The sequence below is a fragment of the Pedobacter gandavensis genome (assembly GCF_032678465.1).
Classification (GTDB): domain Bacteria; phylum Bacteroidota; class Bacteroidia; order Sphingobacteriales; family Sphingobacteriaceae; genus Pedobacter; species Pedobacter gandavensis_B.
This window is the reverse complement of the sequence record NZ_JAVTSK010000002.1, coordinates 337,789-361,754: the sequence shown is the minus strand read 5'-3', so window position 1 is coordinate 361,754 and position 23,966 is coordinate 337,789. Positions and strand designations below refer to the sequence as shown.

The following is a 23,966-nucleotide window of genomic DNA, read 5'->3' as shown; positions in this document are numbered from 1 at the left end:
TTAATCCTCCATTTTGTTTTGATATTTACCTGGAAAATTCAATAAATTTTACCCTTGGCAATTAAAGACGGAAGCAAACCAGAGGAAAGCTGTATAGCCTGGCAAAAAAATACTTGAATAGGATTTACCTCTCCCAGCATTTCTTTCTATATACCAGACCATACAGTGATATTCCTACTATAGTTAAAATCAGCTGACTCCCTAAAATCAGCTATAAAGGATCCCCCCTTTATGCAACAATAGCAAATTTCTTAACCACAAATAAGTCTTCTACAAGGTCTAAATAATAATCTCCACCTACAATCCCTCAAAAGAGTGATAATGTATCACTTGAAAAAAATCAAACAATTCTTTATATTTAAGTGATTTAACCAAAGAACACATGAATGCTTCTCAAAAACCAACAACAAGTGATCTTTATCAATTGGCAGGTTATCCTGAGCCATTAGAGGTTGAATCCATCACCTTATTAAGAAACTATCCCCTTTTAGATAATTTAGAAAACACGGTCAACCAGGGTTACTCCTGCATTTTCAATTGGTCTTCCATGCAATACCTCTTTATGAGTGATTCTGTTAAGCATATCTTAGGTTATACCAGCAAGTCTTTTCTAGAGAAAGGATTGAATTTTACACTTAGCATCATTCATCCAGAAGACATGCTAAAATTTAAAGAACTGCATCAAACTATCTTTAATTACTTTTACAGTATACCAGCAGCACAACGGCCGAAAATAAGATTTAGCTATAACCTCAGAGTAAAAACGGCAGACAACAATTATGTTCACATTTTAAGGCAGAGTACTTTTATCAGATTTTCTGTAGATGGAAAACCAACCATTGAATCTGTTCACAGTACAGACATCACTGGCTTTAAACACAGCAACCACATCAATCTGACCATTCATCAGTTATCTGATGCGGGCACTTATCTGCTGTGTCATGAACAGGAATTTTCGGAAGCTCAAACTAAACTTACTGAAAGAGAAAAGCAGGTACTGGAACTGGTAAGATTAGGGTATACCACAAAAGAAATCGCTTATCACCTATATTTAGCTATTGAAACAGTAAAAAGTCATCGAAAACACATCATAGCTAAAACTGGCGCCTGTAATATGACAGCCGCAGTCAATATGGTCAACAACAAGGGACAATCACAGAAATAAGATGCCACTTTCAAAAAAAACCTATTATTTAGCCTTAATCAGATCCTTATATATTGCAATACGGTGTGTCCGTAGCTTATAAGGAATCTTCTTCTTGCTATTGCTTCTTTGAAATGAAATTGCATGAGATTCTTTGATGGGCATATGACAGTCAATGCAGTTCTTTGCCAGTAACGCTTTTTCTTTCAACATTTCATGTTTCACTTCCTGGTGACAGCTAATACATTTAGCGGAATACAGGGCCAGACCAGGCTTTTTGTCCTCATGTACATCGTGACAGGTAATACATTCTGCCTTACCAATTTTATAACATAAACTCGCCTCCAGCAGTTGCTTTTGCTTGCCGTGTACATCCGGATCTTCTCCTCTATAAGCACTATACTCTGGCAGTGTTTTTAATGTATCCCCAGGTTTAAAACTAAAGGTAGGGCTCAACATTTGAAGGCCTGTTCCTGAATGGCATACCCCACAAGCATCTACTCTTTGTGAGAAGGACAGTTCTTTATAAGCTGGCATAAAATTGGCTGTTTTCACTGTTGGGTTTTCCTGATGAAAATTAACATGCTGAGCGGCTGGTCCATGACAGCGTTCACAATCGATCCCAGCAATAATGGAGTTTTTAACATATTCTTCCTTTATCGAAAAATTCTCAGCCTGCGTCAGCTTTACCTCCGCGTATGAGCTATGACATTCTAAACAACGCATAGCGATTGCCCTGCCAAAATAAACCTGCTCCTCCGGAAAACCCGGACTGTTTACCCATTGATGTTCCTTAGTGAGGTAATTTAACGGCATCTGCATCAATTGGTTTCCGTACCAAAACGCGAAAGTATATGCACTATTTCCTGCACCAAAAACCATATCTGTATGTTCCGTTTTTTGATCAATCCCTTTGATCAGCGCAGACTGATATAAACCATCAGGACGATTTTTCACCTGAACCTTAGTGTTTTCATTAAAAATAAATGTTCCATCTGGTATATGCATGCTGTCGGCAGAATTAGGCTTATTCAGCATTTTTGAAGCTTTAAAATGGGAATTATGGAAGGCCGATGTAGCAAGGTCCTTATGACAGCTTACGCAGGTAGCACTTCCTGCATACCCTGACCCCCTACTATCAGTACTTATACTTTCTACCTGTGTACACTGCACAGCCGCAAACACAAAAATCGCCAGAATACAAAAAATCAGGAAGATACGTCTCCGGCCCATACATTAGCTTTGGTTAGAATATTAGCAATTGCTAACTAAAATAACAAAAAAATTCAAACCGCTAGTGCTTATTGCGATAAGGTCATTCAGCTGACGTAAATTCACCAGCAAATTGTCTTAATCTACACCCTTCTATAATCTTTTTTAGTTTCAACTTTGTTATAACATAGTGGAGCAGTAACCACTTAAAAAACGGGCGAAGCGAAAAGCCAAAAGAGTAGAACCACAAAAATAAACTTGTATGTCAGACAACAAAGTTTCCTTACACAGAGTAATCAAGACCTCCCCTGAAAAATTATACCGTGCTTTTACCGACAACACCGCAATAGCTGCATGGTTACCCCCATATGGCTTCCTATGCACTATTCAGGAAAGAAATGTAAAGGTTGGTGGCGGCTATAAAATGTCATTTCAGAATTTCACGACTGGTCATAGTCATTCCTGGACGGGTGAATTTCTAGAACTAAAGCCCAATGAGTTTTTAAAGTATACAGATAAATTTGATGATCCTAATATGCCGGGAGTCATCACTACTTCCGTATCTTTCCAAAAAACACTGGTTGGTACAGCTATAAACATCCAGCAAGAAGGAATTCCCGCTGTGATCCCACTTGAGATGTGTTATCTCGGATGGCAGGACTCCCTTGAGAAATTAATTAAACTGGTAGAACCTGAAATACCAGATGCTTAACGAAGCAGTTCCTATTCAATAAAAAATGGCCGGTCATGTACCGGCCATTTTAATCTTTGACTACCTTTTAATGGTATTTTGAAGGCTACATTTTTTCAAGGGAGGCAGAGCGATTTCTGAGGGCGCTCGTTGTGATAAAAACTAGCACAACAGCTGCAACTATATAACAGGTATAAACAATAGATGGAGGAGCGTTGTTATTATTGTTTGAAACAGAAATCGCTAAGATTGCCCAGACACCAACTACCCCATACTCACGCAAATTTCGCATGCTGATCATCAGAATATTAATCAAACCAGCTACCACAACCATCATAATGGTCCAGGTCACATCAGAAATTCCCAGTCCTTCCCATTTAATTTTGGTAAGATAGGCCGCAATGTTGGCAATCAATGCCACAGAAATCCAACCAAAATAGAGCGCGAAGGGCCAAAAAACAAAGAGGTACTTTTTCAGTGGATGGGCATCCAATTCCATACGGGTATTGATCACAATTTTAGATAAGGAGATTAGAATCACCGTCATCAGCAACGCAGACAATCCTGTATAATCGTACAACCAAGCCACCACCCAAAGTGAATTTGCCACACAGGACAGTAAAAACCACCAGCCAATTTGCTGCAGGATCGGATCCTCTTCTTTCTTGTTAAAAAGATGCCGTCCTGAATAAAATACGAAGCCCAGTAATCCAATATAAATCAGCCCCCAGATCGAAAATGCATAACCTGCAGGAGTAAAATAATTGAAATATTTATCTGAAATACTCTTCATGGTATTCCCATTTAACATTCCCGAATTCGAAAGATAATTGACTGCAATTGTGACCACTAAAGCAATACCATTGACAATAGGAAATAGTTTTTTCATAATGTTTATATTTTAATATATTTCTTTTAAATTACTTAACCGATTGACTAATCAGACTTTAAGATCTACAACAATCCAAATTCGTTTTTGACTTAACCCAGGTGATTTAATTCCTAAGCTGCCCTCATCCGCTGCTAATTATAATCATGAATGGACAAAATAGTATGTTTTAATACTTATTCAAGGCACAAATATTGAAAAAAATAAATATATTAGTACAATTTAATACTATAATAGCTTAATTTTATGACTCGATTATCTACATAACTATGTATTACGATTTAATAAAAGAAGTGGTTGATTTAATAGAAGATTACGAAAATGAATCCGATCACCAGAATCCGAACGTCGAGTCATTTAGTCAATGGTTAAATGATCGTTTCAAAAAAAACGAGTCACCTGCACTTCAAGAACCCGAATGGCTAGGAAAATCAAAAGGACGCTCTGCAGATAGTGTGATTAATACCTCATTAGTGCACCTATCCAGATATGCGAAATTGCAGGCAAAAGCCGCAATTGCAAACACCGCATTTTCTACACCTGATGATTTCATTTATTTAATCAGTCTGGTTGCATTTGGTAGCATGAACAAAACCGCCTTAATCAAGTTAAACGTCCATGAAAAATCAGCGGGTATACAGATCATCAACCGGCTCATTAGTACAGAATTGGTAGAACAGACTACCATAAATAGCGACAAAAGGAATAGAATGATCCACATCACTGCCAAAGGCAGACAGCTTTTAAACGAAAGCATGGAAAACATAAGAGCGGCGACAAAAAACGTTACAGAACCACTATCTTATGAAGAGAAAATGGAATTGATCATGCTACTGACAAAACTAGAGGACTTTCATGAGTCAAAAGCAAGAAGCTAATCAGCACTTTGGTAATTATAAGATCAACCTATTCAAAAAACGAAAACCAGCATGTCAATTAAAACGAAAGAAGCTAAAGTAGCAGTTATAGGATCTGGTTTTGCCGGAATCAGTTCGGCAGCCTACCTTTCCAAACAGGGATACCAGGTAGATGTATATGAAAAAAATGCAGACCTCGGCGGAAGGGCGCGGCAACTTCATACCGATAACGGATATTTATTTGACATGGGCCCTAGCTGGTACTGGATGCCTGAAGTATTTGAAAAGTTCTTCAATGACTTTGGCTATACCGCCGCTGATTTTTATGAACTACAACAACTTGATCCGGGATTCAGTGTGGTTTTCGGGCACAATGATGTATTGGATATTCCTGCCAATTTTGAAGAACTATGTGAATTGTTTGAATCTATTGAAGCAGGAACTGCGGATAAGTTAAAGTCCTTTTTAGCAGAGGCCGCCTATAAGTACAACATTGGCATGGGCAAATTAGTCTATAAACCCGGACTTTCCTTATTGGAATTTGCAGATGCAGATCTCCTAAAAGGTCTCTTTAAATTACAGGTATTTACTTCTTTCAGTGATCACGTTAAAAAACACTTTAAAGACCCAAGGTTAGTAGCACTAATGGAATTCCCCGTTCTATTCCTTGGCGCGATGCCAGAAGAAACCCCTGCACTTTATAGTTTAATGAATTATGCGGGTTTAAAACTCGGTACCTGGTATCCAAAAGGTGGTTTTGGGAAAGTAATCCAGGCCATGAAAAGCATCGCAGAAAAGCATGGGGTAAAATTTCATACCAATGCCCCTGTTACCGCACTGGATGTAAAAGCCAATCAAATTGTAAATTTAACTTCGAGAAATGGAACACAGGATTACGATGGTATCATTGCTGCTGCCGACTATCATCACGTGGAAGAAAAATTGCTCAAGCCTATACATCGAAATTACTCGGCTCAATATTGGGACAATCGGGTACTGGCTCCTTCCTGCCTGATCTTCTATTTGGGTGTTAAAAGGAAGGTCGCACGACTAAATCACCATACCTTATTTTTTGACGAAGATTTAAAACAGCATTCACAAGAGATTTACAAACAGGCATCCTGGCCCTCTAAACCCTTATTTTATGTATGCTGCCCGAGCATTAGCGACAATTCAGTAGCACCAGATGGCCATGAGAATTTATTCGTATTGATGCCACTAGCTACCAATGTAAAGGATCCTGAAGCTTTACGGGAAGAATATTTCGATTTAATCATGGACCGGCTGGAAGCTTATACTGGTAGCCCTATACGGGAGCACCTGGACTACAAAAAGAGTTATTGTGTGAGTGACTTTGTTGCAGACTATAATTCCTTTAAAGGAAATGCTTATGGGCTGGCAAACACCTTAATGCAAACTGCTAACCTTAAGCCCTCCTTAAAGAATAAAAAAATCGACAACCTCTTTTATGCAGGTCAACTTACCGTTCCAGGACCAGGGGTTCCACCCTCGATTATTTCAGGGAACCTGGCAGCTCAACAACTGATTAAGCACTTAAATAAATAGCCATGAAAGAGATATTTGATAAGCTGTCTGCTGAGTGCAGCGAAATGATCACGAAGCGTTATAGTACCAGTTTTTCTTTGGGTATTTATTTTTTGGACGAAAAGCTTCGTCAGCCCATTTATTCCATTTACGGCTTTGTTAGACTGGCAGACGAAATTGTAGATAGCTTCCATGATTATGACAAAGCCAGTTTACTCTCTAAATTTAAAAGGGATTGCTTTGAAGCGATTGAAGATGGCATTAGCCTAAATCCAGTACTCAATTCCTTTCAGCAAGTGGTAAACAGATACCAAATAAATCTGGAACTGATAGAATTGTTTCTTTACAGTATGGAAATGGACCTGAAACAGGAGCTTTATACCACTGAAAAGTATGATCAATATATTCTTGGTTCTGCACAGGTGGTTGGCCTGATGTGCTTACATGTTTTTACGGAAGGTGACAAATCACAGTATGAAAAACTTAAAGATTCGGCAATGATGTTGGGCTCTGCCTTTCAGAAAGTAAATTTCCTTCGCGATGTAAATGCAGACTATTATACATTAAGTCGCTGCTATTTCCCAAATGTTGATTTATCTTCGTTCTCAAATACAGAGAAAAAATTGATTGAGGAAGAAATAGAAGCAGAATTCAAACTTGCATTGATTGGCATACGGCAATTGCCAGCTTCATCAAGAAACGGAGTTTACCTGGCCTATGTCTATTACTCTAAATTGTTCCATAAAATAAAATGTAGTACCGCTGAAAAAGTCATGACTCAAAGGATCCGGATTTCCAATGCCCATAAATTTGGATTAATGTTCGACTCTATATTCCGCTACAAAACAAATATGATATGAAATTAACCGGTTTTTTTATATTGCTTTTATTTGCGATCAATAGCTACGCAACAGAACCAGAAATAGAAAAAGTGAAAAGTCTGTTCCAGGCTTCTGCACATAATAAGGGGGCGGCAGATCAGCTTTTGAAATTATTATCAAATGTAAATGAATCCTCTGCCCCTCTTTTGATCAGTTATAAAGGAGCTGCAGAAATGATGCAGGCGAAATATGCTTTTAACCCCATCAACAAGATAAAGAGATTTAACAACGGAAAACGTCTCTTGGAAGATGCAGTAAAAAAAGCCCCCGAACAAATCGAAATCAGGTTTTTGAGATTTGCTATTCAAACCAACCTCCCTGGTTTTCTAAACTATAATGACGAAATACAGAAGGACAAGAAGTATTTACTCAGTAATTTAAAAACGACACAAGACAAAAAACTGAAACAAAACATCGTTAAATATTTGTCTGCTTCTAAGTATTGCAGCGCGGAAGAAAAGAAAAGACTGGAAATATAATGGAACGCGAATTACGAATAGTGAAGTACAAAATAAGGTTAAATGATGAGTAACTGGATGATATATTTTTTGATTACCCTGGGCACTTTTATTTTTATGGAAGGAGTTGCCTGGTTTGCACACAAGTTTATAATGCATGGATTGCTCTGGGTTTTGCATAAAGACCACCATCAAAAGAAGCCCCATTTCTTTGAAAAGAACGACGCATTTTTTTTAATATTTGCTACTCCCAGTATTCTTTTATTCTTCTTTGGCGCAAAAGAAGGTTTTAACTGGATGTTTTATATGGGTCTGGGTATCTTACTTTATGGAATTGCATACTTTATGATTCACGATGTGGTCATTCACCAACGTTTCAAATGGTTTTCAAGGAGCAATAACACTTACATTAAAACCATAAAAAGAGCCCATAAAATGCATCATAAGCATCTCGACAGGCATCATGGGGAGTCCTTTGGTATGTTATTCGCCGCCCGAAAATACTGGCAGCACTCTCAAAAGAATAAGCATGGAGCAGTTTGATTATATCATTGCCGGAGCTGGATGTTCTGGTCGAAGTCTGGCGACAAGGATGTTGCCTTACCTGGAGGCCACAAACAAGCGTCTATTACTGGTAGACCAAGCAGAGAAAAAAACCAACGATAAAACCTGGTGTTTCTGGGAAAAAAATGCAGATTTATTCGAGCCTGTGGTATTCAAAACCTGGAATCAATTATCCTTTGCCAGCAGTCTTACAAACAAAAACCTTGACATTCATCCCTATCAATATAAAATGATACGCTCAGGGGATTTCTATGCTTATACCGACAAAATACTAACACCGCATCCTCTGGTCACTTGTCTTCAAGGAAATGTAGAAAAGAGCTATTCAGAAAAAGACCGCGCTTATGTACTTATTGATGGAGTGGTTTATAGTGCTGATTATGTATTCAGCAGCATCCCACAGATTCAGGAGAAAAAGCCAGATCGTTACCATTATCTATTACAGCACTTTGAAGGCTGGATCATTGAAACAGAAAATCCTACGTTTGACCCAGAATGTGCCACATTAATGGACTTCAATACCTCACAACAAGCTGGTAGCTCCTTTGTTTATGTATTGCCCCTAAGCCCGAATCAAGCACTGGTGGAGTACACCGTATTCTCTGAGCAGGAGTTAACAAAGGAGGCCTATAGTATTGCCTTAAAGCAATACATTCGGGAACAACTACAATGTGAGCATTATTCTATAAAAGAGCAGGAACACGGGGTAATTCCAATGTCTGATCACCCAATCAGAAAGCAACAAGCCCGTGTGATTTATCTGGGCACCGCAGGAGGCTTTACCAAAGGCTCTACCGGTTATACTTTTCGTTTTATACAAAAACACACTGCTGCTATTGTTAAACAATTAATCAATTCCGGGAATCCCAATATTTCGGCACTTTCGGCATCAAGGTTTAACTTATACGATGCAATACTTCTAAACTTATTAAGCACTGGTCATATTCCCGGTGAAGAAATCTTCTCCAGGATGTTCAAAAAAAACAGTGCCATGAAAATCCTGAAATTCTTAGACAATGAGAGCTCAATTGCAGAAGAAATACAGCTCTTTCTCACTTTGCAAAAACAGGAATTTGCGATGGCTTTATTTAACCGTACAATGAAATTAATCAGGAATTGATATCAGAGTATTTTAACTTTTCTAAGTCAACGCATCATGGAAAATGATGCCCAAAGTATGTCGTTCTCCATCCTGAACTTCAGCTACTCCGTGCTTCATATTTACTCGATAATAGCCTTTAAGCCCTTTAACTGGCCTAAAATTAGTGGTAAAGATGAGCATATCCCCTTTCTTTGGCTTCAAAACTATGGCTTTTGATTGTGCTCTGGGGATTTGTTCAGTCAACACAAATTCACCTCCAGTGAAATCCTCCCCTGGCTCATTCAGAAATAAAACCACCTGCAGTGGAAAATAAACCTCGCCATACAAATCCTGGTGCATGGTATTGTATCCGCCCTTGCCATATTTCAGAATCAATACCGTGGCTTTGGTCTGGTTTTTCTCCTGACACTGCTTTAAAAGTTCTGCATGTGTATTGGGGAAAGTGATGGGGATATTTAGGGCTTTCATCCAGAGATTTGCAACGACTGCGAGTTTGGGGTAGACAAGGGACCTTATACTCTGAATGAGCCTTGGTAGCGGATAATTAAAATATTTGTATTCGCCCATACCAAAACGATAGCGTTCCATCACTACCGTTTTCCTATAAGAATCCGGATCGTTATATGCTTTGATCAGCTCCTCACACTGCGCTGCTGTCAGGAATTCCGAAACAATACCAAAACCTTTTTCATGAAGATCTTCAGTCAGGCTCCCCCAGTGAATTGAGGTTATTTTTTCTTCCATAATTTTATATTTAATACCGGGATATTTTAATTTATGAAGACCCTATTTTGCTTCAATCCCCTTTAGATAGGTACAAAATTCATATAAAATTAAAAAGGATAAAACCCGGAACTTGCTAAATGAGCCAAACTAGTATATAATTGTAGAAGACCGATTTACGGGATAAAACGATTGGAACAGATTTCTCAACCAGAAAATAAAATGGCAGTAATTACTTAAAAGTTTAAGCTGAATTTAAAACAATTGCCAATCAGGCTTGTTCAAGGAAATGGATGAACACAGCGATCCATTGCCCATTATCAGCCTATGACCGAGCCTACACAGGAACCTATTAAAGTCAGGAATAAATCGATGCATACAAAACTGCTATTGATTTTCGGACTTGCAATTTTATTATGTGCTGAAGGATACTTCGGTTTTCAGTTGCACCAACTTTCCGAACAGCAGGAAGAGATCAAAGAAGAATACTCGAATATCAATAATATCAATTCAGGTTTGTTCTCTGTGGAGCAATGGCGAGACAAAGTAGCGGGAATTGTAAGTCACCAGATCCGTGATTTTAAACTCAGCCCAAAGCAAAAAAAAGATCTCCAAAAGGAAGTTGAAGTTGTCATCATTGCACTGATTGATAAAGCAGAAGCATTGATCAACAAGCCAAAGAAAACCATTGACGGGAAAATTAAGAAGTTTATCGTGAAAACCTTTGTCAATACGGATGACTTCAGAAATAAGGCTCCTGCTTTTGCAAAGGACATTATTTCCAAAGTGTACAACCCCGATAATAAAAAACAGCTGAGCAAGGTAGTGATGTCCAAATTTGATGCTTTGGAGCGTGCGGAATACCTGGATAGTGCGGTTGTTGCCACAAAGGCCGCAAATGATAAAATCTATGAAAAATACGGTGCATCTTCGAACGAAGAATTAAATAAAAAACTGATCAATTCCCTCTCCCGCATCAGGACTGCAACTTACAATTATTCCTTTGCCATGCTAGGTTGCGTTGTGGTTGTGCTCTCCTTATGGTGGATGTTAAGAAAACGGGTAGATCTGCATGCCTCACTTTTCATCATGTCCCTGATGTTTGCATTTATCCTGCTTTTTATAGGCCTAACCGCTTCAATGATAGAAGTCGATGCACGCATCAGGTCCGTCGATTTTGTACTACTGGGCGAACATATCGTTTTTGAAAATCAGGTATTGTTTTTCCAGAGTAAGAGTATCCTGGATGTAGTTAAAGTACTGATCGGCCAGCCTGCCATAGATGCGGTATTGGTTGGTATTCTAATCTTAATTTTCAGCATCTTATTTCCGGTAATGAAGCTTAGTGCCACCGGCATCCACCTCCTGAGTAAAAAGAAAATTGCCAGAAACAAAATCATCAGATATTTTGCTTTTCAATCAGGAAAATGGAGCATGGCAGATGTAATAGTGATCGCTATCCTGATGGTTTACATTGGCTTAAACGGACTACTCGACAGTCAACTGAGGAGTCTGAATATAAAAAGTGACGACTTAAACGTTATCACCACCAACAATACTGCACTGCAACCCGGATTTATCATATTTATCAGTTTTGTTTTATATGGACTGATTTTGTCGACCATCCTAAAATTCATTTCCCCACATGAAAGCCATTAGAAAATCAATCCTGCCCAAGATCCTGCTCCTTGCTGGACTGAGTCTGCTACTTTGCGGAGAAGCCTGGTTTGGTTACCGCATATCTACCCTATCCAGTCAGCAACAGGAAATCAAAAGTGATTATAGTGCATCCAACAACATTAGTTTCGGCATATTGTCTGTAGACCAATGGCGGGAGAAAATGTCTGCTGTAGTTGATGAAAAGGTCAAGGAATTTGACATGTCTGCCGAACAAAAAAAAGACCTACAAAAAAAGGTAGAAAAACAACTAAACCAGCTGGTAGACAAAGCTGTGGCTGATATCAATAAACCACAAAAGAGTATTGGTGGTAAACTCAAAAAGCTGGCTTTTAACGCAGTAGTTGATCCTGAAGAAATCAAATCGGAAGTACCTACTTTTGCTGCAACCATCGTGAACCGAATTAATAAACCGGCAAGTAAGAAAAGAATAAAAAACATCATTACCAGTAAAGTTGATCAACTGGAAAATGAAACTTTTGATAATACTGAGCCGGCAAGTGTTACGGTAAAGAGACATATTTATAAAAAATATCATGTCAATAATAACGTGGATTTTGAGAAAACAATCGAGGCTCAGTTAAATGAAATACAGAGAGAGATGTATACTTACACCTTTGCGATGATTGGTTGTGTATTACTGGCCCTTTGCCTTTGGTTGCTACTTAAAAAGCAGGTACGTCTTCATACTACCCTCTATATCCTTTCTCTTTTGTTTGCCTTTGTGATGTTATTAGTCGGTATCACAGCCACGATTATAGAGGTTGATGCCCGCATTCAGTCTCTAAACTTTACACTCCTTAGTGAGAAGTTGGCTTTTAACAACCAGGTTTTATTCTTTCAAAGCAAGAGTATCACAGGGATCATTGCCTCATTAGTAGAGCAACCTAAACCAGATGCGGTATTGGTGGGCATACTAATCCTGCTCTTTGTGATCATACTACCGGTCTTAAGAATGATGGGCAAAGGGATTCTGATCTGGGGCAGGGAGAAATATGCCAACAACAAATTGGTTAGGTTCTTAGCTTTAGATTTAGGGAAATGGGATATGGCCGACGTAATGGTTGTTGGTATTGCAATGACTTACATTGGCTTGAATGGGATCTTGCAAAGCCAGCTATCAAGCCTGAATATACAGGAGGAGTTGCTTTCTACTGTCACTAAAAACAACACCTCCCTGCAACCAGGTTATTATATTTTTGTAGCCTATGTGATCTACGTATCTATATTGTCCCTGATTTTAAAACGAATTAAACCCATAGAAAAATAATTTACTGAGGTTGTTGTTGTGTCACACAATGTATCATGCCACCATTGGCATACAAATTTCGCACATCAATACCAACCACAGTTCTGTTAGGATATAAACCTTGTATGATTTTATTGGCCACAGCATCATTGGGATCATTGTAATTAGGTACTAAAACCTGATCATTTCCAATGTAATAATTGACATAGGAGCCTTTATAATCTAGTTTTTTACCATAGGCAGTGACCACATTTCGCTGGGTTAAAGGGAGTTTTACCATTTGATAAGGTATGCCATTTTTATCTTTAGCAGCATATAGCTTTTGAATATCCTGCTCAGGAACCTGCCAATCCAATAAATCATCCTCATTCATAGTCACGATGGTCCTGGCATTTGCAAACCTTGCAAATCCATCAATGTGCATATCTGTGATTTCCAGACCCGCCTTTCCATCAAGCCAGATAAAGTTGGTGACTCCCAGATATTTGGTAAATATGGCTTCAGCTTCTGCCTGTGACATTCCCGGATTTCTATTTTTATTCAAGATCGCACTTTTAGTGGCCATTAAAGTCCCATTCCCATCGATTTCAACAGCACCACCTTCATTGACCATCACTTGATTCAAATCTACTTTTGGAAGATTTTGATCCAATGCAATTTTTGATGGAATTTGATTGCAATTTTGAGCATCTGCTTTCTTACCCCATCCATTGAAACCCCAATCTTCTATTACCAATTTTCCATTCTTATCTTTTACATAGATGGGCCCGTTATCCCTTACCCATACATCATCTGTAGGATAAATTTTAAAATCTACCTTACTGATAGAAACACCTGCTTTAGAAAGCAGCCCTATGATTCTTTCCTTTTCGGCTTCATCATAGGCAATAATATGAACCTTTTCACCTGATACTAAAGCCTGAGTCATTTTTACCCAGGTATCATCCAACCTATTGCGGTAGGTAATCCCATATTGGTACTCATGTGGCCATTGCAACCAGGTGCCTTCATGTACGGCAGATTCCTCAGGCATGGTATATAAAATGGGAGTTTTGGTGGTATCTCCTGGTTGAACATCTTCTTCGGCCTTCTGGCAGGAAGAAAAAATAGTTAATACAGAAATCATTAAGAATAGCATTTTGTTGTTCATTTTAGATTAGATATTTAATTTTTCACAAAGAAAAAGATATCCCGACCAGGGATGTTGTCCAAAATTGACAACTGTCACTTTTTAATTGGAACCAGAATTTCGGTAACATAATCCTCTGGATTTTCAGTATGGTATTCATTTTTTAGATAATGTTCGATCATGGGGGTATTATCAAATTCCAAAGCAGCATGAAAAAGCCAGTCCTTATAAATCTGCCGGTAGGTATCCTCAATCAGGTCGAAACTACCATTATGAACATATTTCGCATATCTAGCCCCAAAAATATAAGTTGAACTGAATGCCTGATCCTGAGGATCCTGATCTATACAGGCTTCATATCTGCATTTTATTTTTTCTGTAATCAAAGGCTGATCAACTATAATCCCATAATACTGTACATTTAGGTAGTCATCAAAAGCCTCATCAATCCGATCCCACAGTTGATCTATTTCTCTAAGCTCATAATCCTTTGCCTGAGCACCCAGATAAAATACCTTTAGTTGTTTTAAAAAGACCAGCTCATAACTGATCGTTTTCTTTTCCTCAGAAGTATTTTTGATGAAACCTTCGAAAATACCCTCCTTTTCCTTTCTGGCTTTTTCAGGTGAAAGTTGAAACTGCTTTTTAAAAGATTTAGAAAAGGAATGGAGACTCTCAAAACCTACGGAATAAGCAATATCAGTAATGGACTGCCGACTATAAATCAGCTTTTTATATCCATTTTCCAACTTTAGCCTTTTTTGAAATGCCCCTATTGATTCATTGAAGATACTTTTAAATATCCGCTGTACATTCCGATAGGAATAATTAGATAAATCCTCTAACTTCTCAATGGAAAGCTCCTCATGGTAATGATCTTCAATGTACCTGATGAGATGATGAATTTTTTCCAGCCCCATATAGTTGATCAGTAAAATATGATTATCCGGTATAACGACAAGAGCCTTTAAATAGTTTTCATAGAAATATCTTTCATCTTATTAAATTCCACTAAATAGAATTATTCTAAATAAATTTTGATTGTAACAGAATAGATGCAATATTTGCCTCCAATTAGAATTAATCTAAATAACAATAACATGAATAGACTTCGACTCCTCAATTTAATAACACTCTTCTCTTTATTTGCCATTTCGGCGAATGCTCAGTTGAATAATAGCATAAAAGGAAAAGTGCTCACCGCTGACGGGCAACCCGCCTCAGCTGTGAGTGTAGGTATAAAAGGCAAAGGAATTGCCGTGACCACCGATGATAAAGGTGATTATAGTTTTGAAAAAATAAAAGATGGCCATTACACCATCCGTGTTTCTGCCATAGGTTTAAAAAGTGCGGAGAAAGCAGTATCAGTTTCAGGCAACCAAACTGTCTATGTTAATTTCAGTTTATCGGAAAGCGCAGATCAATTGAATGAGGTGGTGGTTTCTGGAAACAAAAGAAAATACAAAGTTGATGCCCCCTCCTCCTCATTAAGATTGGATGAACCATTATTACAGGTTCCACAGAACATTCAGATTATTACTTCTTCCACACTTGCTGATCAACAAATTACCAGTATGAGTGATGGTGTCATCAGAAATGTAAGCGGCGTAACCAGATTGGAACATTGGGGCGATCTATATACCCGTGTGAACACCCGTGGCGCAAGAGCTGCAGCTTTTAGAAATGGAATAAATTTGACATCCGACTGGGGTCCACTGACTGAAGACATGAGCTTTGTAGACCACATTGAATTTGTGAAAGGTCCTTCTGGTTTCATGATGTCTAACGGCGAACCAAGTGGTATTTACAATGTGGTTACGAAAAAACCTACGGGAAGAGATTTTAATGGTGAGGCCTCCTTTACCTTAGGCAGTTATGACATGTACCGCAGTACACTTGATCTGGATGGCAAACTGAACAAAACAGGAAAATTATCCTACAGGCTAAACTTAATGGGTCAGAGTAAAAATTCGCACCGCCCCTATGAGTACAACAACCGTTACAGCATTGCTCCGGTACTTAGTTATCAGATTGATGACCAGACCCTGATCACGGCAGAATACAATTATCAGCATGTTAAATTATCTGATCTTGGTTCGGCTTATGTTTTTGCCCCTGATGGTTTTGCCACACTGCCAAGGAATTTCAGCATGTCTGAGCCTGGTTTAGATCCAAATATTGCAAAAGAGCATAGCCTATTTTTAAACATGCAACACCATTTTAATGCCAACTGGAAGCTGACTACACAATTGGCCTATGTTGATTTCAATCAGAAATCAAGTGATATCTGGCCTGCATCTGTAGCTAGCAATGGTGACATCATTCGCGATCTTTACCTATTTGATGCGGCTTTAAAATATAAATTCGGTCAGGTATTTTTGAATGGTCAGGCTAGCACCGGAAGCATTAGTCACCGCATTTTAGCAGGTTTAGATGTAGGTGATAAAGAACGTTACTATGACTTTGGACAGTCCTTTCCCCTAGACAATGCCACTAAACCATTTAACATTTACCATCCTGTGTATGGTGCCCCGGCAAATGGAATACCTCAATTTGACCGCAGCAAAAGTTTATACCAAAGAGGGGCTAATAGTCGCGTAAATCAATCCTATACTGGCTTGTACCTACAAGACGAGCTGGGGTTTATGGACAACAAAATTCGCTTGACACTTGCAGGGAGATTCACCTACGTTAAACAATCTGAATATGGTGTCGCTACAGAGGATAAAAGGTTCACTCCTCGTGTGGGTTTAAGTGTATCTGTGGATGATCAAACTTCCGTTTATGGATTGTATGACCAAACTTTCATTCCACAAACCGGTACCCTAAAAAGCGGTGAACAACCTAAACCTATTACCGGAAACAACCTGGAATTCGGGATAAAAAAGGATTGGTTTGATGGACGGTGGAATACGACTATTGCAGCATACCGGATTCTTAAAAACAATGAGTTGTCTCCTGATCCGACGAGTACTCCTGCCCTTCCATTCTCTTTACAATTGGGTCAAAGTACGACAAAAGGGATTGAATTTGATTTACGCGGAGAGATTTTGCCTGGATTAAACCTCATTGCCAACTATGCGCTTACAGATTCCAGAGTGAGTAAAGAAACAGAGGTATATGGAGTAGTCATTCCGGTGGGTACTAAGATTACAGGTTATGCCAAGCACAATGCGAATGCCTGGTTGAGTTATAAAATTCAAACCGGAGAATTGAAAGGTGTAGGTGTATCCGGCGGTTTCAGTTACCTGGCAGACCGCAGCTCATGGTCATGGGGTGGTTCAGGAACTCAGGAAATGCCTAGCTATTTTAAACTGGATGCTGGTCTATTTTGGGAAAAAGATAAAATCCGCTTAACTGGGAATGTCTTTAATGTTCTGGACAAATACCTATACAGTGGTGCTTCCTATGGGAATTATTATTACTGGCAAACTGAGGCACCGAGAAACTACAGACTGAGCATAGCTTACAAATTTTAATAAAAATAAACGTTGAGCAACAAAAAAAACAAGTTCAAATATTGGACAGGACAATTACACTTATGGCTCGGATTACTATCCGGGCTATTTGTGTGTTTTTTAGGGATTACCGGATGTATATTAGCCTTTGAACACGAAATTGAAAACATTACACAGCCCTATCGCTTTGCAAAAGTAGAACAGCGCGCCAAAATCGCTCCGTCTGAGCTTAAAAAAATTGCAGATAAAGCCCTGCCTGGCAAACACGCCCATAGTGTAGGTTACCAGGAAGGAAAGGCTTCACAGGTTGTTTATTTTGCGGAGAATCCATCTTATTACTGGATCGTATTTTTGAACCCTTATACAGGTGAAGTCCTGAAAGTTAAAAACATGGATGATGACTTTTTCAGGATTGTGATTATGGGACATTATTACCTTTGGTTACCTCCTAACATTGGTCAGCCGATCCTTGCGACGGCGACTTTAATGTTTCTGTTTTTACTGATTTCAGGACTGGTATTGTGGTGGCCAAAAAATAAAGCAGCCAGCAAAAAAAGATTTAGCATCAAATGGAATGCAAAATGGAAACGGGTAAATTATGACTTACACAATGTACTTGGTTTTTACATGACCTGGGTACTTATTTTTATCGCTATAACAGGCCTGGTAATGGGCTTTCAGTGGTTTGCAAAATCTGTGTATTGGATTTCCTCTGGTGGAGAACCAATGAAACAATTTGTAGAGAGTTACTCGGATACCAGCCTGCTGAATGCTGCAAAAGGGAAGAAACCAGCGATGGATGTCTTATGGGCAAAAACCCTGAATGGCTTACCTGGCTATACCGGAGGTATTGAAGTACATGTGCCTGAAAATGCGAAATCAGCAATAGAAGTAGCCATCAATCCTGATACAGAAACTTATTGGAAGGCTGATTATCTTTATTATGATCAATATTCTTTAAAAGAAATGGAAGTGAGTCATAGTTATGGGAAACTAAAAAATGCAAGTGTAGCCGATAAAATAACCCGCATGAATTATGATATTCATATTGGTGCAATAGCAGGATTACCAGGGAAGATCATTGCTTTTCTGGCGAGTTTAATTGCTGCGAGTTTACCCATTACAGGATTTATAATTTGGTACGGACGTAAAAAGAAAAAAGCGGTAACATCAAAATAAAGAATTTGGATTTCCAAGACCTTTTGCCGCAGGCATTCCCTGCGGCATTATTTTACTGAGTGGTCGTCTAAAGGCTAATGAACTTTTTCGGGGCTGTTTTTTTGAACTACATTCCATTGCTTTTTTTATTCAAAATTATGGCATAGTAAAACTAAAAAACAGAACAAAACCGACAAAATCAGGAGATTACTGCAGGATTTCCAGGTTTTTTATTCCCACAGAATCGTAAGTTTGATGAAATTTATCAACTTATATCACCTGATGCCAGATCAAACCATTGAAACCAGCAGAAAGCAACCGGAAGAATGTCAGAATATGATAGATATCCGCCAGGAAATAGACCATATAGACCAGCAGATCATCGGCTTAATTGGCCGGCGGTACCAATATGTAAAATCGGCTGCTCAATTTAAAACCAGTGAATCATCCGTCAAAGCACCGGAAAGATTTGCATCAATGCTTTTAGAAAGAAGAAAATGGGCAGAGCAGCAAGATCTTGATCCTAACGTGATTGAAAAGATCTATACCGATCTTGTGCATTACTTCATTAATGAGGAGCTCAATCATTGGAAGGAACGTACTTAAAGCGCTTCTTCCCTTTTGACTTTCATCCCACCAAAAGCAGCGAAACAAGAATTCTTATGAAGGATTTCAATTCCTTTAAAGCCCACTTTAGCCATCAAATCCAATTGATAATTTAAAGATCGTGGAGTATCCTCGTAAGCGATATAATCAAATACTTTTTGTGCATATTCCGGCCCATCCAATGTTTCTAAATACATACGGTATTTATCCTGAAAAAGTCTGTTAATCTGCTCAGAATCATGGGTAATTAAATCAGAAATCCAAATGCTGCCCCCAAGTTTAAGTGCACGATAAATTTTGGTAAAAACAAGTTCCCAATCGGCATCAGTACGTAAATGATGGAAAGTTGCCGCGGCGAGCACGATATCAAAGTGATCCTCAGCTAAGTTAAGATTACGCATATCCTCTTGTATCAATGTGACCCTGCCAGTGGTTTCTAAGGAAACTCTCTCTTTAGCTCTTTCCAACATTGGTAAACTCAGGTCATTCAGTGTACAATTCAAATCAGGAATTTTACTTAACATTTTCAATGTATAATTGCCAGCACCACATCCTATATCAAGTAATTCTTTTGCATCAGGACTGATATATTTTGCAGCTGAGCTGCATAACTCCATGGTTAAAGGAGCATCTATAGTGGTTTGTTGTCCGGATTCAAGATTTGAAAACCGTTCTACATCCTGATCAAATCTTGCTTTTATCTCTTCATTACTTGCCTTTTTCAAATAGTCTGTTTTCATATTTGTTATTTTTATTTGTCAAAGCTAAAGGCTTTAATCATATTTGAAAAATACCAATTTTATCAACTTACGATACTCATCAGGTATCATCAATATGGAACTCAGACATCTTTTATACTTTAAAACCGTTGCAGAAGAACTGCATTTTACGAAAGCTGCCAACAGACTTTTCATTTCTCAGCCTCCATTGAGTCGGCAGATTAAGGAACTGGAAGAAGAATTGGAATTACAGTTGTTTAAACGCAGCAACAAACAGGTAAGCTTAACAGCAGCCGGAGTATACTTTAAAAAAGAAGTAGACGAAATATTCGCGAGGCTGGAAGAAAGCAAAAGTATCGCCCGCCAAATTCATTTAAGTGTGAGTGCTGAATTAAAAATAGGGTACATCAGCTCTGTGTATCAATCTGATTTGGCCGAAATCTTAAAGGCAATGCGCAAAGAATTTCCATACATAAAAACCGGTTTATATGAAATGCCAACGGTAAGTCAGATCGAGGCATTGGAACAAGGAAAATTGGATGTAGGTATTTTAAGAGCGCCTGTACTATCTGAAAAACTGCAGATTAAAACGCTTTTTTTTGATCCATTTGTAGTGGTGGTTCCCTATTCAGACCAAAAATTCAAAACGAATGAGGAGCTGGCTGAATTTTTAAAAAAGAGTCCATTTATATTCTTCAATAAAGAGTTTGCACCACATTACAACCATAAGCTTGTAGAGATCTGCAAACGCATGCAGTTTACTCCTGACATTACCCACGAGGCTAACAATGTACATTCCATCTTACAGTTAGTGGAAGCAGGTCTGGGGGTGTCTATTCTTCCCTTATCACTAAAAAAACAGTATGATTACTTAAAACTTTCCTTTATTGAACTCAGGGATATCCCTGTAAACACTGAGGTAGTTGTGGCTTATAAAGCCAATAATAGAAATCCCGCATTGAAATGGTTTATTGAAAATTACAGCAGCAGCAGCCATTATAATCCTTAAAATACGATACAATGAATAAATAAAGAAAACCTATCAAAACTTAATACCATCCTGTGTGTTGTAAGCTTGCTATCATTAATTCTTAAATAAACAATTTGATATGATCTTACCATTTCTGACCGCTGAATTCGAGCATGAAGTTAGCAGCACCCGCAAATTATTACAAGCAGTTCCAGAAAAAGACCTTGGATATAAACCTTCGGAGATTTCCTGGAACATGGGCGAGCTTGCCCAGCACATTGCCACTATCTATCATTGGTACGAAGGCACACTTACTCAGGACGTTTATGACATGGCCAGCGACCATCCTGAGCGTGGAAACCCCAATGATATTAAAGCCACACTGGATCTTTTTGAGCGTAATGTAGAAAAAGCCAGAGCTGCTTTGGCCACACTTACCGAACAGAAATTACAAGACAACTGGACGATGAAAATAGGCGAACAAGTGGTTCTTGGTCCGACCCCAAGAGGTATTGTATCCCGTGGCTTTCTTTTTAACCATATTTATCACCATCGTGGTGAATTGGTGGTATACCTTCGTGCAACAGGAAATAAAGTTCCAGGCATGTACGGTCCTACTTATGAAGACAGCAAAAGAACTTAACTGACTTTAGCTTTTAACACTGCGGAGCCGAATGGATTATCAACTAACCATAGCCAAAGTCCTTGCTCATTTCTTTTCATCAGGCAAGCCGTATGACCAGTACTTTTAATCACATGTCCATTTGGCATTGCAGCTGTCATTCCCCATTCATCCATCCAAAGTGACAGGTCGCCTATTGTACTGACATGAGCTTGTCCGCCTTTAATTTCAGGGCTTAAAGCGCAGAGTTGTGCTATTGCGGCTTCAATCTGGGATTGCCCCCTTATTTCTGTACCATCACTATCGATGTAAAGCCCTTGAGGGTCAAAGCAGCTCATTGCCCCTTTCAGATCTCTATTTTTCAAACAATTGCGAAAAAAACCTACTGCTCCAATCTGTGTTTTCCTGTTAAATACCTCTTCCATTTATGTAGTTCGATTTTTGAAATACAAGTATCAGAGGAATCCAGGCCAATAAAAATGACAATTGTTAGGAAATTAGCTTTTTATCCTGCTTAAAGACTCTGGCTTAACACCAATATAAGAGGCAAGATATTGAACCGGTACATGGAGAATCAGGTCTGGTTTTTCTTCTATTAACTGCTCATAGCGTGCCTTCCCCTTTAGTTTGCCAAAGGTCAGGATTCTTTCTTCTTTTTTCAACAAGGCCGACTTCAGGCATTTCATCCCCAAATCAATCCACTTGGGATCTTCCATCGCCATTGCTTCAAAAGACTTTTCCGCGATTCTACAGACCAACACATCAGTGATGCATTGGATGTACTCGAAGGAAGGTACCTTTTTTAAAATGCTGTACATAGAGGACGCGAACTCCCCCTTTCTCAAAAGATCAATGGTCACCTCTGTTCCATTTTCCGTACGGTAAAATGTGCGTACATAGCCATCCAGGATGAAGAAATAATCAGTTGCGACAGCCCCTTCTTCTACCAGGAACTCTTTCTTCTTACTATAGGAAAAATGAAAATGCGTTTTGATGGCTGGAAAATCAGTAATTCTGAAATTCAGATGATCGTTAAACAGTTTGACCAGTAACTCCTGGTGGGAGTTTTGTTGCTGAGTCAGTTCATCATTTTTCATGTCGGAAGGCAAAGTTAAAATTCTTTCCAGCAATATCAGGGTGATTTTACTTTTTCAAACGCAGTTAGGTTTTTTATATTTGCAGTTCAATTAGTGAATCATAAAAATGTCGACAAAGCAAACGAAGATTGAAAGTTTCGATCCATCACAACCTGGTTTACCAGATTCAAGTATATATGGGTTACCATTTACAGCGGAAGAAAGTGATATTATTATCCTTCCTGCACCATGGGAAGTAACTGTGAGTTATGGCAGTGGCGCCAGTAATGGTCCTGAGGCTATTCTAAATGCTTCCTTTCAGGTAGATTTATTGCACCAGGAATTCCCAGAATTATGGAAATTAGGAATTTTCATGGATGAAGCTCCTGAACAATGGTTGCAGAACAGTGAAAAATATAAAAGTTTAGCACAACCTATCATTGAAGCTTTGGAGAACGGAGAGGAAATCGATTCAATTCCTGCCTTAAAAAGCGATTTGGAAGAAATCAATAAAGCCTCGGCACAATTCAATGCGGAAGTTAAAGAACGTGCATTGTATTGGATGAATCAGGGTAAAAAGGTAATTCTATTAGGAGGAGACCACTCTACCCCAATGGGATTTTACCAGGCTTTAGCTGAAAAACACAGTTCATTTGGAATTTTGCATTTTGATGCTCATATGGACCTGCGTGAGGCTTATGAAGGTTTTACCTACTCCCATGCTTCCATTATGTACAATGCCATTAAACTACCGGAAATTGAGAAAATTGTACAGGTAGGCATTCGTGATTTTAGCGAAGGAGAACTGGCTGCCGTTCGGACTTCAAACAAGGTTAAAGTATACACAGACACTGACTTAAAAGCCAATAGCTTTGAAGGAAAGCACTGGAAAGATCAATGTGATGAAATCTTGGCTCAGTTGCCTGCAAATGTTGCAGTAAGCTTTGATATTGATGCCTTACAACGTTGGTATTGTCCAAATACAGGAACTCCGGTACCTGGTGGATTGTCTTACGAGCAAGCTACTTACCTATTGAGTAAGTTGGCGAATAGTGATAAAAACATTATCGGAATTGATCTGGTTGAAGTTGCACCTGGTGAAGACGACTGGGATGGTAACGTTGGTGCCAGATTGTTGTTCCATTTGTGTGGTGTATTTGCAAAAAACAATAAACTGACCACAGGTACTAAAATTGCTTTTTAACTGATCTGAATCTGTTCATTCCAGAATAACGC

General features: G+C 38.7%; 24 protein-coding genes. 16 read left to right on the top strand and 8 right to left on the bottom strand.

The window, feature by feature from the left end; genetic code table 11:
* Positions 1-382: 382 nt before the first annotated feature.
* On the top strand, positions 383-1,165 hold the full coding sequence (locus tag R2Q94_RS04625; protein ID WP_316820271.1) for a LuxR C-terminal-related transcriptional regulator: 783 nt from the start codon (positions 383-385) through the stop codon (positions 1,163-1,165).
* Between the two features lie 24 nt (positions 1,166-1,189).
* Here the strand turns inward: R2Q94_RS04625 and R2Q94_RS04620 are convergent, their stop codons facing one another.
* Complete coding sequence (locus R2Q94_RS04620; protein ID WP_316820270.1) at positions 1,190-2,377, bottom strand: multiheme c-type cytochrome; 1,188 nt, start codon at positions 2,375-2,377, stop codon at positions 1,190-1,192.
* A gap of 241 nt (positions 2,378-2,618) precedes the next feature.
* Between R2Q94_RS04620 and R2Q94_RS04615 the strand changes: the two genes are divergently transcribed.
* Positions 2,619-3,068 carry an SRPBCC family protein gene (locus R2Q94_RS04615; protein ID WP_316820269.1) on the top strand — a complete coding sequence of 150 codons (450 nt, stop codon included), beginning with the start codon at positions 2,619-2,621 and terminating at the stop codon, positions 3,066-3,068.
* A gap of 85 nt (positions 3,069-3,153) precedes the next feature.
* On the opposite strand, the gene R2Q94_RS04610 is transcribed toward R2Q94_RS04615, so the two are convergent.
* A complete protein-coding gene (locus R2Q94_RS04610) occupies positions 3,154-3,936 on the bottom strand; it encodes a hypothetical protein (protein ID WP_316820268.1) in 783 nt (260 codons plus the stop codon).
* Positions 3,937-4,205: 269 nt separating this feature from the next.
* Here R2Q94_RS04610 and R2Q94_RS04605 point away from each other — a divergent pair, with 269 nt between their 5' ends.
* The 6 genes from R2Q94_RS04605 to R2Q94_RS04580 are packed head-to-tail and all read left to right on the top strand — an operon-like array spanning position 4,206 to position 9,361.
* Positions 4,206-4,814 carry a MarR family winged helix-turn-helix transcriptional regulator gene (locus R2Q94_RS04605; protein ID WP_316820267.1) on the top strand — a complete coding sequence of 203 codons (609 nt, stop codon included), beginning with the start codon at positions 4,206-4,208 and terminating at the stop codon, positions 4,812-4,814.
* 51 nt (positions 4,815-4,865) lie between these two features.
* Entirely contained in the window at positions 4,866-6,359 is a 1,494-nt protein-coding gene (locus R2Q94_RS04600) for a phytoene desaturase family protein (RefSeq protein WP_316820266.1), read from the top strand.
* A 2-nt stretch (positions 6,360-6,361) separates the two neighbouring features.
* Positions 6,362-7,198, top strand: coding sequence for a phytoene/squalene synthase family protein (locus R2Q94_RS04595; protein ID WP_316820265.1), 837 nt, complete (start codon positions 6,362-6,364; stop codon positions 7,196-7,198).
* Positions 7,195-7,698, top strand: coding sequence for a hypothetical protein (locus R2Q94_RS04590; protein ID WP_316820264.1), 504 nt, complete (start codon positions 7,195-7,197; stop codon positions 7,696-7,698). Before R2Q94_RS04595 ends, R2Q94_RS04590 begins: the two co-directional genes overlap by 4 nt.
* Positions 7,699-7,740: 42 nt before the next feature.
* Positions 7,741-8,220, top strand: a complete 480-nt coding sequence (locus tag R2Q94_RS04585) for a sterol desaturase family protein (RefSeq protein ID WP_316820263.1) — start codon at positions 7,741-7,743, stop codon at positions 8,218-8,220.
* Positions 8,207-9,361 carry a lycopene cyclase family protein gene (locus tag R2Q94_RS04580; RefSeq protein WP_316820262.1) on the top strand — a complete coding sequence of 385 codons (1,155 nt, stop codon included), beginning with the start codon at positions 8,207-8,209 and terminating at the stop codon, positions 9,359-9,361. The genes R2Q94_RS04585 and R2Q94_RS04580 overlap by 14 nt, the downstream gene beginning before the upstream one ends.
* 21 nt (positions 9,362-9,382) lie before the next feature.
* Here R2Q94_RS04580 and R2Q94_RS04575 read toward each other — a convergent pair whose 3' ends face one another.
* Positions 9,383-10,087, bottom strand: coding sequence for a 2OG-Fe(II) oxygenase (locus R2Q94_RS04575; protein ID WP_316820261.1), 705 nt, complete (start codon positions 10,085-10,087; stop codon positions 9,383-9,385).
* Between the two features lie 306 nt (positions 10,088-10,393).
* Between R2Q94_RS04575 and R2Q94_RS04570 the strand changes: the two genes are divergently transcribed.
* Together R2Q94_RS04570 and R2Q94_RS04565 are read left to right on the top strand one after the other, a co-directional pair.
* Entirely contained in the window at positions 10,394-11,725 is a 1,332-nt protein-coding gene (locus R2Q94_RS04570; protein ID WP_316820260.1) for a paraquat-inducible protein A, read from the top strand.
* Positions 11,712-13,013, top strand: a complete 1,302-nt coding sequence (locus R2Q94_RS04565; protein ID WP_316820259.1) for a paraquat-inducible protein A — start codon at positions 11,712-11,714, stop codon at positions 13,011-13,013. The genes R2Q94_RS04570 and R2Q94_RS04565 overlap by 14 nt, the downstream gene beginning before the upstream one ends.
* Before the next feature lies 1 nt (position 13,014).
* Here the strand turns inward: R2Q94_RS04565 and R2Q94_RS04560 are convergent, their stop codons facing one another.
* On the bottom strand, positions 13,015-14,118 hold the full coding sequence (locus R2Q94_RS04560; protein WP_316820258.1) for an agmatine deiminase family protein: 1,104 nt from the start codon (positions 14,116-14,118) through the stop codon (positions 13,015-13,017).
* Between the two features lie 98 nt (positions 14,119-14,216).
* Positions 14,217-15,041, bottom strand: a complete 825-nt coding sequence (locus R2Q94_RS04555; protein WP_316820257.1) for an AraC family transcriptional regulator — start codon at positions 15,039-15,041, stop codon at positions 14,217-14,219.
* Positions 15,042-15,221: 180 nt separating this feature from the next.
* Between R2Q94_RS04555 and R2Q94_RS04550 the strand changes: the two genes are divergently transcribed.
* The 3 genes from R2Q94_RS04550 (at position 15,222) to R2Q94_RS04540 (ending at position 19,343) form a co-directional block, all read left to right on the top strand.
* Positions 15,222-17,600: a TonB-dependent siderophore receptor gene (locus R2Q94_RS04550; protein ID WP_316820256.1), complete on the top strand. Its 2,379-nt coding sequence runs from the start codon at positions 15,222-15,224 to the stop codon at positions 17,598-17,600.
* 12 nt (positions 17,601-17,612) lie between these two features.
* Positions 17,613-18,758 carry a PepSY-associated TM helix domain-containing protein gene (locus tag R2Q94_RS04545; RefSeq protein ID WP_316820255.1) on the top strand — a complete coding sequence of 382 codons (1,146 nt, stop codon included), beginning with the start codon at positions 17,613-17,615 and terminating at the stop codon, positions 18,756-18,758.
* A 234-nt stretch (positions 18,759-18,992) separates the two neighbouring features.
* The gene (locus R2Q94_RS04540) at positions 18,993-19,343 is read left to right on the top strand and encodes an isochorismate lyase (RefSeq protein WP_316820254.1); all 351 of its coding nucleotides are present in this window, start codon (positions 18,993-18,995) and stop codon (positions 19,341-19,343) included.
* On the opposite strand, the gene R2Q94_RS04535 is transcribed toward R2Q94_RS04540, so the two are convergent.
* On the bottom strand, positions 19,340-20,083 hold the full coding sequence (locus tag R2Q94_RS04535; protein ID WP_316820253.1) for a class I SAM-dependent methyltransferase: 744 nt from the start codon (positions 20,081-20,083) through the stop codon (positions 19,340-19,342). The two genes, R2Q94_RS04540 and R2Q94_RS04535, sit on opposite strands and share 4 nt — an antisense overlap.
* Before the next feature lie 43 nt (positions 20,084-20,126).
* Here R2Q94_RS04535 and R2Q94_RS04530 point away from each other — a divergent pair, with 43 nt between their 5' ends.
* Positions 20,127-21,071, top strand: coding sequence for a LysR family transcriptional regulator (locus R2Q94_RS04530; RefSeq protein ID WP_316820252.1), 945 nt, complete (start codon positions 20,127-20,129; stop codon positions 21,069-21,071).
* 100 nt (positions 21,072-21,171) lie between these two features.
* Positions 21,172-21,675: a DinB family protein gene (locus R2Q94_RS04525; protein ID WP_316820251.1), complete on the top strand. Its 504-nt coding sequence runs from the start codon at positions 21,172-21,174 to the stop codon at positions 21,673-21,675.
* Here the strand turns inward: R2Q94_RS04525 and R2Q94_RS04520 are convergent.
* Both R2Q94_RS04520 and R2Q94_RS04515 read right to left on the bottom strand, forming a co-directional pair.
* The gene (locus R2Q94_RS04520) at positions 21,672-22,079 is read right to left on the bottom strand and encodes a hypothetical protein (protein ID WP_316820250.1); all 408 of its coding nucleotides are present in this window, start codon (positions 22,077-22,079) and stop codon (positions 21,672-21,674) included. The genes R2Q94_RS04525 and R2Q94_RS04520 overlap by 4 nt on opposite strands.
* A 72-nt stretch (positions 22,080-22,151) precedes the next feature.
* Positions 22,152-22,784 carry a Crp/Fnr family transcriptional regulator gene (locus tag R2Q94_RS04515; RefSeq protein ID WP_316820249.1) on the bottom strand — a complete coding sequence of 211 codons (633 nt, stop codon included), beginning with the start codon at positions 22,782-22,784 and terminating at the stop codon, positions 22,152-22,154.
* 73 nt (positions 22,785-22,857) lie between these two features.
* On the opposite strand from R2Q94_RS04515, the gene R2Q94_RS04510 reads away from it, so the two are divergent.
* Positions 22,858-23,934: an agmatinase family protein gene (locus R2Q94_RS04510; RefSeq protein WP_316820248.1), complete on the top strand. Its 1,077-nt coding sequence runs from the start codon at positions 22,858-22,860 to the stop codon at positions 23,932-23,934.
* Positions 23,935-23,966 lie beyond the last annotated feature (32 nt).